Source organism: Streptomyces erythrochromogenes (assembly GCF_036170895.1).
GTDB classification, from domain to species: Bacteria; Actinomycetota; Actinomycetes; order Streptomycetales; family Streptomycetaceae; genus Streptomyces; species Streptomyces erythrochromogenes.
In genome coordinates this window covers 4,888,846-4,901,752 of record NZ_CP108036.1, presented here as the reverse complement: position 1 = coordinate 4,901,752, position 12,907 = coordinate 4,888,846, and the positions used below count along the sequence as shown (strand labels likewise).

Annotated in this window: 12 protein-coding genes; 3 read left to right on the top strand and 9 right to left on the bottom strand. The window is 73.8% G+C overall.

The window, feature by feature from the left end:
* Positions 1 to 17: 17 nt before the first annotated feature.
* From OHA91_RS22395 to rsmI, 4 genes are all read right to left on the bottom strand, one after another.
* Entirely contained in the window at positions 18 to 1,703 is a 1,686-nt protein-coding gene (locus OHA91_RS22395) for a ubiquitin-like domain-containing protein (RefSeq protein ID WP_328739842.1), read from the bottom strand.
* 116 nt (positions 1,704 to 1,819) lie between these two features.
* The gene (locus OHA91_RS22390; protein WP_031150746.1) at positions 1,820 to 2,701 is read right to left on the bottom strand and encodes a TatD family hydrolase; all 882 of its coding nucleotides are present in this window, start codon (positions 2,699 to 2,701) and stop codon (positions 1,820 to 1,822) included.
* A 9-nt stretch (positions 2,702 to 2,710) separates the two neighbouring features.
* Positions 2,711 to 3,205, bottom strand: coding sequence for a hypothetical protein (locus OHA91_RS22385; protein ID WP_031150744.1), 495 nt, complete (start codon positions 3,203 to 3,205; stop codon positions 2,711 to 2,713).
* 159 nt (positions 3,206 to 3,364) lie between these two features.
* The gene (rsmI, locus tag OHA91_RS22380; RefSeq protein ID WP_328739841.1) at positions 3,365 to 4,261 is read right to left on the bottom strand and encodes a 16S rRNA (cytidine(1402)-2'-O)-methyltransferase; all 897 of its coding nucleotides are present in this window, start codon (positions 4,259 to 4,261) and stop codon (positions 3,365 to 3,367) included.
* 77 nt (positions 4,262 to 4,338) lie between these two features.
* Between rsmI and OHA91_RS22375 the strand changes: the two genes are divergently transcribed.
* Positions 4,339 to 6,108: a dolichyl-phosphate-mannose--protein mannosyltransferase gene (locus tag OHA91_RS22375; protein WP_031150740.1), complete on the top strand. Its 1,770-nt coding sequence runs from the start codon at positions 4,339 to 4,341 to the stop codon at positions 6,106 to 6,108.
* 455 nt (positions 6,109 to 6,563) lie between these two features.
* Here the strand turns inward: OHA91_RS22375 and OHA91_RS22370 are convergent, their stop codons facing one another.
* The gene (locus OHA91_RS22370) at positions 6,564 to 6,827 is read right to left on the bottom strand and encodes a hypothetical protein (RefSeq protein ID WP_158714773.1); all 264 of its coding nucleotides are present in this window, start codon (positions 6,825 to 6,827) and stop codon (positions 6,564 to 6,566) included.
* Between the two features lie 183 nt (positions 6,828 to 7,010).
* Entirely contained in the window at positions 7,011 to 7,562 is a 552-nt protein-coding gene (locus tag OHA91_RS22365; RefSeq protein ID WP_328739840.1) for a GNAT family N-acetyltransferase, read from the bottom strand.
* Between the two features lie 165 nt (positions 7,563 to 7,727).
* On the opposite strand from OHA91_RS22365, the gene OHA91_RS22360 reads away from it, so the two are divergent.
* Entirely contained in the window at positions 7,728 to 9,380 is a 1,653-nt protein-coding gene (locus tag OHA91_RS22360) for a penicillin-binding transpeptidase domain-containing protein (RefSeq protein ID WP_031150731.1), read from the top strand.
* Between the two features lie 139 nt (positions 9,381 to 9,519).
* Positions 9,520 to 10,023, top strand: coding sequence for a YbaK/EbsC family protein (locus OHA91_RS22355; RefSeq protein WP_031150729.1), 504 nt, complete (start codon positions 9,520 to 9,522; stop codon positions 10,021 to 10,023).
* Here OHA91_RS22355 and OHA91_RS22350 read toward each other — a convergent pair.
* From OHA91_RS22350 to cbiQ, 3 genes are all read right to left on the bottom strand, one after another.
* Complete coding sequence (locus tag OHA91_RS22350; RefSeq protein WP_266500663.1) at positions 10,012 to 11,175, bottom strand: serine hydrolase domain-containing protein; 1,164 nt, start codon at positions 11,173 to 11,175, stop codon at positions 10,012 to 10,014. The two genes, OHA91_RS22355 and OHA91_RS22350, sit on opposite strands and share 12 nt — an antisense overlap.
* A gap of 185 nt (positions 11,176 to 11,360) precedes the next feature.
* Entirely contained in the window at positions 11,361 to 12,158 is a 798-nt protein-coding gene (locus tag OHA91_RS22345) for an energy-coupling factor ABC transporter ATP-binding protein (RefSeq protein WP_031150725.1), read from the bottom strand.
* A complete protein-coding gene (cbiQ, locus tag OHA91_RS22340) occupies positions 12,146 to 12,907 on the bottom strand; it encodes a cobalt ECF transporter T component CbiQ (RefSeq protein WP_031150723.1) in 762 nt (253 codons plus the stop codon). The genes OHA91_RS22345 and cbiQ overlap by 13 nt, the downstream gene beginning before the upstream one ends.

The following is a 12,907-nucleotide window of genomic DNA, read 5'->3' as shown; positions in this document are numbered from 1 at the left end:
CGACGTGGGCCCGCGGCCTAAGACGTGAGCCTGCGGCCGCAGTGGGGCCACGGGCTCGCCCCCCGCTGCACGTAGAGCTTCTTCGCCCGGTAGGTCTGTTCCGCGGCCGGGGCGTCCTGGGGGCGGCCTCTCCCGCCGAGGCCCTGCCAGGTGCGGACGTCGAACTGGTACAGGCCGCCGTACGTCCCCGAGGCGTCGGTGGCGGAGGGCCGGCCGCCGGACTCGCACTGGGCGAGGGCCGCCCAGTTGAGGCCGTCCGTACCGGAGACGGAGCTCGGCAGCGGCCTGGTGCCGACCCTGACGAGCTGCGCGACGGGCTCGCGCACGACCTCGTCGGCGATGGCGCGCGGCTTCTGCCGGACCCCGTTGACGGTGCGCAGGCTGTACGTGACCCTGCGCGCCCCGGGCCGGCCGGCGCGCTCGACGACCTCGGTTCCGGCGAAGAGCTCGGCGTCCTTGACCTGCTCGGTCTCGAAGGGGATGCGCTCCTCGCGGACCTCGCGGGTGCCGGTGATGCGGAGCACGGTGACGGTCTGGCCGTCACGCGGGAAGGCGGTGGGCGGCACGGAGGTGGTGTCCTGGCCCTGGAGGGTGATGCCGGCCTGGTCGAGGGCCTCCTGGACGGTGGCGGCGTTGGTGCGGATGGTGCGTTCGCGGCCGTCGGCCATGAAGGTGACGCTGCGCTCGGTACGGACGCTGAGGGTCAGGCCGGAGCGCGGTACGGGCGCGGTGCGCGGGGCGGAGAGGTAGGCGCCCTCGGCGCGGATGCCGAACTGGCGCAGGGCGCCGTCGACGGTGCGGGCGGTGGTCCACACCTGGCGCTGCTGTCCGTCGAGGGTCAGGCGCAGCGGGCGGCCGTAGCGGACGACGATCTCCTCGCCGTCGTCGAGGGGTTCGCCGGGGGCGGGGGCGACGAGGTCGTGGGGGCCGACGGCCAGTCCTTCCGCGGCAAGCAGTTCCTCGACGTCGCCGGCGAAGGTGTGCAGCTCTCTCGGGACTCCGTCCACGGTGAGGCGTACCGATTTGTCGGCGGCGACGAACGCGGTCGTGCCGCCGGCGAGGAAGGCGACGACCAGGGCCTGCGGCACGATCCGCCGCCAGTTGCCGCCGGGGGCGGCGGGGCCGAGGAGCACGGGGCCCGCGGCCCGGCGGCGGCCGTGCCCCGTCCCGGCGGGGGCGGCGGCGGGGACCGTGACGGGCGATTCGGCGGGGCCGCGGCGCCGGCCGGTGCCGGCCGGGGGTTCCTCGACGGCGGTACGGCCACGGGCGCGGCGGCCGGGCGCGAGTACGTCGGCGACGGTGGGGGTGGGGGGCGGCGCGGGAGCGCGGCGGCGGCCCGTCCCCGGGGCGGGGACCGGCTCGGGCCGTTCGCCGTTCCGGCCCGCGTCCCAGCCGTCCCAGCCGTCCCCGTGGGCGGCGGGGTGCGCGGAGCGCCGGCGGCGTCCGGCCCGCCGTTCCTCGGCGCGCGGGGCGGGGAGGGGGACGGCGGGCTCCGTGTCCCACGACGAAGGCCCCGTGTCGACCGGGCCGGGGCCGGTGGGCCCCGGGACCCCGGTGCCGGCGACCCCGTTGTCGGCCGGCCCGTCGTCGGCCGGCCCGTCGTCGGCGGGCCAGGCGTGCCAGGTCGGCCAGGCCGGGGCTCCGCCCCCGTACGCCTCGGGGACGGGAGCGCCTCGGCGGTGACTGCCCTGCGTATCGCTCACGACGCTCGCTCCACTGGTGGTCCGGCACCCGCTGGTTGGGGCACGGCACCCTAGCGGAGGAGTCGTCACGGAACAAAGTCGTACGACTACCCTGTGTGCCTCCGGAGCGCGGCCGGTCAGTAGTCGAAGGCGCGGGCGGTGTTGGCCGCCAGGGCGGTGGCCATCGCGTCCTCGTCGATCCCGCGGACCGCGGCCATCGCGCGCACCGTCAGCGGAATGAGGTACGGCGCGTTGGGCCGGCCGCGGTACGGCGCGGGGGTCAGGTAGGGCGCGTCCGTCTCGACGAGGACCAGCTCCAGCGGGGCCACGGCCAGCGCCTCGCGCAGCGGCGCGGCGTTCTTGAAGGTGACGGTCCCGGCGAAGGACATGTAGTAGCCGGCGGCGGCGCACTCGCGGGCCATGTCGGCGTCCCCGGAGTAGCAGTGGAAGACGGTCCGCTCGGGGGCGCCCTCCTCGCGCAGCACGCGCAGCACGTCGGCGTGGGCGTCGCGGTCGTGGATGACGAGGGCCTTGCCCTGCCGCTTGGCGATCTCGATGTGGGCGCGGAAGGAACGCTCCTGCGCGGCCATGCCCTCCGGCCCGGTGCGGAAGAAGTCGAGGCCGGTCTCACCGACCGCCTTCACGTGGCCGAGGGCGGCCAGCGCCTCGATCTCGGCGAGGGCCTCGTCGAGGGCGGCCTCGCCGCCGCCGGACCGGGCGCCCTGGCGGGACCATCCGTCCGGGTCGCCGTGGACGATGCGCGGGGCTTCGTTGGGGTGCAGGGCGACGGCCGCGTGGACGTTGTCGTACGCGGCCGCGGTCTCGGCGGCCCACCGGGAGCCCTTCACGTCGCAGCCGACCTGGACGACGGTGGTCACGCCGACCGAGGCGGCCTTGGCGAGGCCCTCCTCGACGGTCCCCGACTGCATGTCCAGGTGGGTGTGCGAGTCCGCCACCGCCACCCGGAGGGGTTCGGGCAGCGGCGGCGGTGCGTCCTTGGAGGCGGTGGAAGGGCTCATGAGCCGATCCTATGACCGGCGGAAGAAGCCCTTCAGCCGGAAGAGCAGGCCCCCGCGCTTCTCGGCCTCGCCGATGGCGACGGGTCCGGGGGCGTCGTGGACCCCGGCGGCCCTGCGGGGCTTCGGGGTGCGCGGGACGTTCGCCCCCGCCGGCACCGGTCCGGCGATCCCGGGGGCGATGCGGTGGTGGTAGAGGTGGTCGATCATCCCGAGCACCGAGGAGACCTGCCCCGCGCGCATGATCCGCACGACGTGCCCGCCGCAGTTCATGCAGGTCGGGTTGGACAGCGGTGAGGGCACCCGCTCGCCGTCGACCGTGTACATGATGAACGGCTCGCCGCGGCCGTCGACGTGGTGCTCGATGTGGTACCCCTGCTCCCAGCCGTAGCCGCAGCGCATGCACGCGAAGGAGTACGCCTCGTGCACGGTCTGCACGTCGGGGCTGGGGAAGCGTGCGGGTGCCGAGGCCTGGACCGGTACCGGGGTGTCTGCGATCTCACTCATGCCAGCTCCTCTTGTTCCACTGTGCCTCTGCCAGTGGACGCCTCTTCGGGCGGGAGCGCATCAGGTCCTGTCCAGTGTTGGACGACCTTTGGGCGACTCATGCCCAAAGCGCCCGGCGCACGGTCTGAGCTTTGCCTTTCAGGCTAGCCCTTTACCGGTCTATGGCGCCTTTTGTGCCGCATTCTTTGCCGCCACGACCGCGTCGAAGACGTCGCGCTTGGGTACGCCGGCCTCCGCCGCGACGGCCGCGATGGCCTCCTTGCGGCGCTCCCCCGCCTCTTCGCGCACCCGTACCCGGCGCACGAGCTCCTCGTCGTCCACGTCGCCGGGTCCGGCCGCCGGGGCGCCCTCCACCACGACGGTGATCTCCCCGCGCACCCCCTCGGCGGCCCAGGCCGCGAGCTCGCCGAGCCCGCCGCGCTTGACCTCCTCGTAGGTCTTCGTGAGCTCGCGGCAGACCGCGGCCCGCCGCTCGGCGCCGAAGACCTCGGCCATCGCCGCCAGGGTGTCGTCGAGCCGGTGCGGGGCCTCGAAGTAGACGAGCGTGCGCCGCTCGCCCTCGACCTCGCGCAGCCGGCCCAGGCGCTCGCCCGCCTTGCGCGGCAGGAAGCCCTCGAAGCAGAACCGGTCCACGGGCAGCCCGGACAGCGCGAGCGCGGTGAGCACGGCCGACGGCCCGGGGACCGCGGTGACCTTGATGTCCTTCTCCACGGCGGCGGCGACCAGCCGGTAGCCGGGGTCGGAGACGGACGGCATGCCGGCGTCGGTCACCAGCAGCACGCGCGCCCCGCCGACCAGGGCCTCGACCAGTTCCGGGGTGCGGGCCGACTCGTTGCCCTCGAAGTACGACACGACGCGCCCGGTGGTGTGCACGCCCAGCCCCTGGGTCAGCCGGCGCAGCCGCCGGGTGTCCTCGGCGGCGACGACGTCGGCCCGCTCCAGCTCCGCGGCCAGGCGCGGCGGGGCGTCGGCGAGATCGCCGATGGGGGTGCCGGCGAGGACGAGGACGCCCTCCGTGGAGGTGGGCTCGGTCACGCGGGGCTGGTCAGTTGTCACCCGCCCATCCTCTCAGTCCCGCGGCTCGTCACCCACGCCACTGGGGCACACACAGATCTCTTCCCTACGATGTGCCGGTGACCAGTACCGCGACGCCGCCGCCCAGCCCCGCGGGGGCCCTGCCCCCGGCAACGGCGGGCGGCGAAGAAGAGCCGCCCACCTGGCTGCGCCGCCTGCGCGGCTTCGGCTACGCGCCGGCAGCCGGCGCGTCGCCGCGCGTGGACGTCCGCACCCGCCTGGTGCCCCCGTACACGAAGCCGTCCCGGCAGCTGTGGATGACCTTCGGGCTGCCGCCGGAGGTGTGGGGCACCTGGCAGCGCATCACGGCGTGGGCGGGACCGCTGCTGGTGGCACTGGTCGCGGGCGTGCTGCGGTTCGTGCACCTGGGCAGCCCGAAGGCGGTGATATTCGACGAGACGTACTACGCCAAGGACGCCTGGGCCACGATCAAGCAGGGCTACGAGGCGAACTGGCCCAAGGACATCGACAAGTCGATCCTCGCCAACCCGGACGGGGTCGCCCTGCCGGTGGACCCGGGCTACGTCGTGCACCCGCCCGTCGGCAAGTGGGTGATCGGCCTCGGCGAGTGGATGTTCGGCCTCACCCCCTTCGGCTGGCGGTTCATGACCGCCGTGCTCGGCACCCTGTCGGTGCTGATGCTGTGCCGGATCGGGCGGCGCCTGTTCCGCTCGACCTTCCTCGGCTGCCTGGCGGGCGCGCTGCTGGCGGTGGACGGCCTGCACCTGGTGATGAGCCGCACGGCACTGCTCGACCTGGTGCTGATGTTCTTCGTGCTCGCCGCCTTCGGGGCGCTGCTCATCGACCGCGACCGGGCCAGGGCCCGGCTCGCGGACGCACTGCCGGTGGACGAGGAGGGCCGGACCCGGCCCGACGCGAGGATCGCCGAGACCCTGCGGCTGGGCTGGCGCCCGTACCGGATCCTGGCCGGGGTCTGCCTGGGCCTGGCCGCCGGCACGAAGTGGAACGGCTTCGTCGTCCTGGCCTTCTTCGGCATCCTCACCGTGCTGTGGGACGCGGCCGCCCGCCGCACCGCGGGCGCGGGCGCTCCGTACGCGGCGATGCTGCGCCGTGACGCGCTGCCCGCCTTCGTCTCCACGGTGCCGGTGGCGATCGTGACGTACGTGGCCTCCTGGTCGGGCTGGATCTTCAGCCCGGACAACGGCAAGGGCGGCTACCTGCGCGACTGGGCGGCCAAGAACGACCAGAACAGCTCGCTGTCGTTCCTGCCGGAGTGGGTGCGCAGCCTGTGGCACTACGAGACCGAGGTCTACGACTTCCACGTCGGCCTGACCTCCGGGCACACGTACGAGTCCAATCCCTGGAGCTGGCTGGTGCTGGGCCGGCCCGTCTCGTACTTCTACGAGTCCCCCGAGCCCGGCACCGACGGCTGCCCGGCGACGGCGGCCGGCAAGTGCGCCCGCGAGGTCCTGGCCCTGGGCACGCCGCTGCTGTGGTGGGCGGGCTGCTTCGCGCTGCTGTACGTGCTGTGGCGGTGGTTCTTCCGCCGCGACTGGCGGGCGGGCGCGATCGCGTGCGCACTGGCCGCGGGCCTGCTGCCCTGGTTCAACTACCAGGAGCGGACGATCTTCTACTTCTACGCGGTGGTCTTCGTCCCGTACCTGTGCCTGGCGGTGGCGATGATGATCGGCGCCCTCCTGGGCCCGGCCGGCTCCTCGGAACGCCGCAGAGCCCTGGGCGCGATCGGCGCGGGCGTACTGGTCCTGCTGATCGTGTGGAACTTCATCTACTTCTGGCCCATCTACACGGGCCAGACCTTGCCCATGGACTCCTGGCGGGGCCGCATGTGGCTGGACACCTGGGTCTAGCAGCGAAAACGACGGGCCCGGCACAGACAGGTGCCGGGCCCGTCGTGGTTGTCGCCGGCGGCCGCCAGCCACCCCTCCACGGCCCACGGACGGCGCAAGTGCCCAGACGGTCCCTTGTAGAACCGTCACCCCAACCGATCGAGCAGACCTCGGACGAGACCTGAGCAGATCCCTCCTGCCCGGAGGCGGCCCGAGCCGCTCCAGACGCAGGAAGGGACGGCCCGGCACCTGATGGTGCGGCAGCCGTCGCCGTTACCGCCGGCGGCTGCCGATCGTGAACCCGGGTTATCGGGGAGCCACGACGATCGCGTTGCCGACGGCGCGTTCCGTGGTCGTCGTGTCGTCCCATTGGTCGACCGGCCGGTAGCGGTGCTGGTGGGAGCCTGGGCTACCGACGTGCCGAAGCCATGGAGCCGGCCAGGGAGTAGGAGCCCGGGGCCGAGGACCCCAGAGGGTCAGCGGGACGCTTCGCAGGCCGAGTTCGCCGCGTCCTTGCTCGCGCCGACCGCGACGAGGCTCGAGACGCAGCTGGTCTGGTTGCCGATCTGGCCCTGGTAGCACGCCTCCGCGGCGCCGTCCGTGGCCTTCGGGGCGTGCTGGGCGACGTACTGTTCGCAGGCCTTCACGTCCGCCTGGGCGGACGGGGCCAGGGCGACGGCGCCGCCCACGGCGAGGGCCAGGCCGGCGAGGATGCTGGGGATACAAGCCGATGGACGCACGCGGATGCACCTGCTCTCTCGGTCGGTCACGCGATCCGCGGATGCGCCGGACCACGGGCGGGGGCGGCGGCGCGGAGCGGGGACTCCGGGGCGGGCGACCGGCTCGACGCAATCGGTCGCCCTCGCCCTTCCGACGCTAGAACACAGCCCCGGCGCATGCACTTCGACCGGTCCCGGCCCCGCTCAGGAGGGCTCGTCGTCCCAGACGGGGGTCGTGGTCGTACCGGCGAGCCAGTCCCTGCGCAGGATCGCGTAGCCGACGGCGTCGTGGACCGCGCTGCCGTCGGCGGCGGGCCATCCGTCGCGGTAGTGGGCCTCCTTCACGTAGCCGCACCGCCGGAAGGTGCGCCGCATCGCCGCGTTGTCCTGGCGCGTGGTGCCCTCGATCCGCCGGATCGCCGGGAACTCGGCGAACAGGTACGCCGTCAGCCAGACCAGGGCCTGGCCGCCGACGCCCCGCCCCCGGTAGCGGGTGCGAATCCGCAGGTCGAAGACGGGCGTGCTGTCGCCGAGGTCCATGAGGCGGACGAGCCCGAGGGTGTCGTTGCCGTCGGTGATCCAGAAGGTCCTGGTGTCGCCGCCGTCGAAGCGGCCGTCCGCGACCCACCGCCGGGCCTGGTCGGCTCCGACCACGGCCGCGCCGTGGAACGGCCAGGTGTCCGCGGTGAGGAAGGCGATGAGGGCGTCGGCCTCGGAGGCCTCGGAAGGGTCGAACCGCCGGTATGTGAGCTCCACGGGCGCACCCTAGGGCCGGGGCCCGCCGGCCCCAAGCGGTTTACGACGGGCTCCCGACGGGCGGCCCTCCAGATATTCCGGTCCGGTAACAACTGCACACCACCCGACTCCGCAGAGTAAGGTCGAAGCCAAGGGCTCTTTGAACGCGTTCAGAGAGTCGTGACCATGGGGGAGGACGAAAAAGTGAACGGGGCAGCTAAAGGCGCCGTCATCGGCGGTGTGTTCCTGGCGATGCTCGGCGGAGCCGGGTACGGGGTGTACACCCTGGTCGGGGACAGCGGCGAGGGGTCCGACTCGGACACCACCGTCCAGTCCGGCAAAGGCAGCGGGCCGGTCGGCGAGAAGGAGGCCGCCAAGACCGCCAAGGCCTTCCTGGCGGCCTGGGCGTCCGGGGACGAGCGGGGAGCGGCCGACCTGACCAACAACGCCGCCGCCGCACAGACCGCGGTCGGGGAGTTCAAGACCAAGGCGTACGTCTCCAAGGCCGTGATCACTCCCGGCGAGGCGAACGGCGCCACCGTGCCCTTCAAGGTCGAGGCGGAAATCACCTACGAGGGCACCACCAAGCCGCTCGCCTACGACTCCCAACTGACCGTCGTACGCGGGCTGACCAGCGGGAAGCCGCTGGTCGACTGGCAGCCCTCGGTGATCCACCCGCAGCTCCAGAAGGACGAGAAGCTGCGCGCGGGCGCCCCCGCGAACCCGCCCGTGAAGGCCGTGGACCGCAACGGCGAGGAGCTGACCGCGGAGAAGTTCCCCTCGCTGCGCCAGGTCCTCGACGAGCTGCGCCAGAGCTACGGGGACAAGGCGGGCGGCAAGCCCGGGGCAGAGGTGTGGATCGAGCCGGCCGCGAAGGAGGCGCCCAAGCGGACGCTGCTGACCCTCGTCGAGGGCGAGCCGAGCACCCTCAAGACCTACCTGGACGCGAAGGTGCAGGCGGCGGCCGAGCAGGCGGTCGTCGCGTTCCCCGAGGCCTCGGTGGTCGCCGTCAAGCCGAGCAACGGGCACATCCTGGCCGTCGCGAACCACCGCAAGGACGGCTTCAACGCGGCGATGCAGGGCAACCGGGCGCCCGGCTCCACGATGAAGATCGTGACGGGGGCGATGCTGCTGGACCGCGGCCTGGTCGCCGCCGACAAGCCGGCGGAGTGCCCGAAGGAGGTGTCCTGGGGCGGCCGCGCCTTCCACAACCTGAAGAACTTCGACCTGCCGGCCGGCACGAACTTCTCGACCTCCTTCGCCCGGTCCTGCAACACCGCCTTCATCAAGCAGATCAAGCCCGTCGACGACGACTCCGCGCTGCCCAAGGAGGCCGCGGAGGTCTTCGGCATCGGCCTGGACTGGAAGACGGGCATCAAGTCCACCGACGGCAAGGTCCCGCCGGCGACGGGCGCGTCGGCGGCCGCCGCGTACATCGGGCAGGGCCAGATCACGATGAACCCGCTGAACGTCGCGTCCATCACCGCGACCGCCCGCACCGGCGTGTTCCGCCAGCCGCTGCTGGTCTCGCCCGAACTGGACGGCCGGACGGTCGCCACGGCCCAGCGCCGGATGAAGTCCTCCGTGCAGCAGCAGCTCGTCTCCATGATGAAGCTGACGGCGACCAGCGGCACCGCGCGCGAGGCGATGGCCCCGGTCCGCGGCTCGGACAAGGGCGCGAAGACCGGCTCGGCCGAGGTCGGCGGCGCCGGGGACAGCCCGGACAGCTGGTTCACCGGTTTCAGCGGCGACGTGGCCGCGGCCGCGATGGTCGAGGGCGGCGGCCACGGCGGCGAGGCCGCCGGGCCGATCGTCGCCAAGGTCCTGAACGCGGGCTGACACCGGGGTCCGGCTCCTAGCCCGGCTGCGTCAAACGGGCTGACACCGGGGCCGGCTCCCCGCCCAGGTGCGTCAACCGGGCTGACACCGGGCCCCGATCGCCTCGCGCGGCGCACCCGGACCGCGCTAGCGTCCCCGCATGACGACCACCGCGCACCCCCGTTTCGCCGAGGCCCTGACCGCGCTCGGCATCGACGCCGAGGTACGGGCCTTCCCGGAGGCCACCCGGACCGCCGCCGAGGCCGCCGCCGCGATCGGCTGCGAGCTCGGCCAGATCGTCAAGTCGCTGATCTTCGCGGCGGACGGGGTGCCCGTCCTGGTCCTCATGGACGGGGCCTCCCGCGTGGACGTCGAGGCGGTCGGCCGCGAGCTGGGCGCGGCCCGGGTGACCCGGGCGGACGCGGCCGTGGTGCGGGAAGCCACCGGCTACGCCATCGGCGGGGTCCCCCCGTTCGGGCACCGTACGCGCACCAGGGTGCTGGCCGACCGGTCGCTGCTGGCCCACGACACGGTGTGGGCGGCGGCCGGGACCCCGCACACGGTGTTCCCGATGGCTCCCGGCGACCTCGTCCGGCACGCCGGGGCCACCGTGGCCGACGTACGCGAACGGCCGGAGCAGCCCTCGCAGCCGTCAGAGGGCTGACTTCAGGGCCCGTACCAGGGCCTGGGCCCGGGGGTCGGCGGTGACCGACTTGGCCAGGGCGTTGGTGACGTAGCCGAAGCCGATGCCGGCGTCCGGGTCCGCGAAGCCCAGGGAGCCGCCGCGGCCCGGGTGGCCGAAGGAGGCGGGCGAGAGCAGCGGCGAGGCGGGGCCGTGCAGCATGTAGCCGGCGCCGAAGCGGGTGTTCACGACGAGCACCCGGTCCGGGCCCGCGGAGTGCTCGCGCGCGGCGATCCCGGTGGTGGCCGGGGTGAAGATCCGGGCGCCGTCCTCGACCACGCCGATGGTGGCCCCGTAGAAGCGGGCCAGGGCGCGGGCCGTGCCGATGCCGTTCGAGGCGGGGAGCTCGGCGGCCCGGTACGCGGGGGCGTTCTCGTCGGGCAGCGGATCGATGGCGGCGAAGGCGCGGCGGGTGAGGGAGCCGGGGTCGGCGTAGGCCTCGGAAACGTTTCTGCGCGGGCGGGTCCTCAGCATGCCGGCGCTCTCCGGCGGCTCGACGGGGGCCACCCGGCCCACCCTTCCGGCGTCGGCCTCGGCGTCCGGCAGGCCGATCCAGAAGTCCAGGCCGAGCGGCTCGGCGATGTCCTCCGCCAGGACGGAGCCCAGCGTGCGGCCGGTCACCCGGAGCACCAGCTCGGACAGCAGCCAGCTGTAGGTCTGGGCGTGGTAGCCGTGCCCGGTGCCCGGCTCCCAGAAGGGGTGCTGCGCGGCGACCGCGCGCGGCCCGGACACCCCGTCCGCGGCCTCGGCGGCGGTCAGTCCGCGGTCCAGGGCCGGGACGCCCGCGCGGTGGGCGAGCAGGTCCCGTACGAGGATCCTCTCCTTGCCGCCGGCCTTGAACTCCGGCCAGTACCCGCCGACCGGGGCGTCCAGGTCGAGCAGCCCGTGCTGGTGCAGGAGCAGCGGGACCGCGGCGGCCACGCCCTTGGTGGCGGAGCGGACGATCTGCGCGGTGCCCCCGGTCCACGGCTCGGTGCCGTCGGCGTCCCGGGTGCCGCCCCACAGGTCCACGACCTTGCGGCCGTCCCGGTAGACGGCGACGGCCGCGCCCCGGTCCCCGAGCACCTCGAAGTTGCGTACGAACGCTTCCCTGACGGGCTCGAAGCCCTCCGCCACCGTCCCGTGGACATCCACGTCTGCTCCCACCACCTGCCGCGACGCCGAGGGCGCCTACGTCTACCCCTACGCCACAGATCAACGCTGACCGGACGGTCCTGCTTCCCCGGTACCCGGAGCGGCCACCCACCGGGCCCGGCCTCCGACCGGCGGACGGAGTCCGACGCAGCGGCCCGGAGCCCTGGGAGGCGCCCCGGCGCCGATCAGTGCGAGGGGTGCGTCAGAAGGGGCGTACGCGGGTCGAAGCCGAAGGGGAGCTCCAGCCGGTGGGCGCGCATCAGCTTCTCGTCGCACAGCAGGTCCTGCGTGCGGCCGTCGGCCGCGATGACCCCTTCGCTGAGGATCACCGAGCGCGGGCACAGCTCCAGCGCGTACGGCAGGTCGTGCGTCACCATCAGCACGGTGACGTCGAGCGAGCGCAGGATGTCGGCGAGCTCGCGGCGGGAGGCCGGGTCCAGGTTGGACGAGGGCTCGTCCAGGACCAGGATCTCCGGCCGCATGGCCAGTACGGTCGCCACGGCGACCCGGCGGCGCTGCCCGAAGGAGAGGTGGTGCGGCGGCCGGTCGGCGAAGTCGGCCATGCCGACCTGCTCCAGGGCGGCCCGGACCCGCTCCTCCAGCTCCGCGCCCCGCATGCCGGCGGCCGCCGGCCCGAAGGCCACGTCCTCCCGCACGGTCGGCATGAACAACTGGTCGTCGGGGTCCTGGAAGACGATCCCGACCCGGCGCCGGATCTCGGCCAGGTTCCGCTTCTCCACCGGGAGCCCGGCCACGGCCACCGAGCCGACGCCGCCGGTGAGGATGCCGTTGAGGTGCAGCACGAGGGTGGTCTTGCCGGCGCCGTTGGGGCCGAGCAGGGCGACGCGCTCGCCGCGCCCGACGGTCAGGTCGACGCCGAACAGGGCCTGGTGGCCGTCCGGATAGGCGTACGCGAGCCCGGCGACTGCCAGCGAAGGGGCGGGCGCAGGCGCGGGCGAGGGGGTACTGGTCACAGGGTCCATCCCATCAGACAGACGGCGAGGGCCGTCACCGGGAGGACGGCCGCGTACGCCCACTGGCCCCGCGTGGCCACGACCTCGTCGATGACCGGCATGGAACCGGCGTAGCCGCGGCTGACCATCGCCAGGTAGACCCGCTCGCCGCGTTCGTAGGAGCGGATGAACAGCGCGCCCGCCGTCTTGGCGAGCACCCCCCAGTGCCGGATCCCGCTCGCCTCGAAGCCGCGCGAGCGGCGGGCGATGGACATCCGGCGCAGCTCGTCGCCGATCACGTCGCCGTAGCGGATCATGAACGAGGCGATCTGCACGAGCAGCGGCGGCAGCTTGAGCCGCTGGAGGCCCAGCAGGAGGGCCCGCAGCTCGGTCGTCGAGGCGAGCAGGACGGACGCGGCCACCCCGAGGGTCCCCTTGGCCAGGACGTTCCAGGCGCCCCACAGGCCGGAGACGCTGAGCGACATGCCGAGGACCTCGACCCGCTCGCCCTCGGCCACGAAGGGCATGAGCACGGCGAAGGCGACGAAGGGGATCTCGATCAGCAGCCTGCGCAGCAGGAAGCCGGCCGGGATCCGGGCCACGGCCGCGACCCCGGCGAGGAGCAGTGCGTACAGGCCGAAGGCCCACACCGCCTCCCGCGGTGTGGACACCACGACCACGACGAAGCCGAAGGTCGCGGCGAGCTTGCAGTGCGGGGGCAGGGCGTGGACCGGCGAGCTGCCCGGGCGGTAGAGCCTGTGGGCGTGGCCGGCACCCAT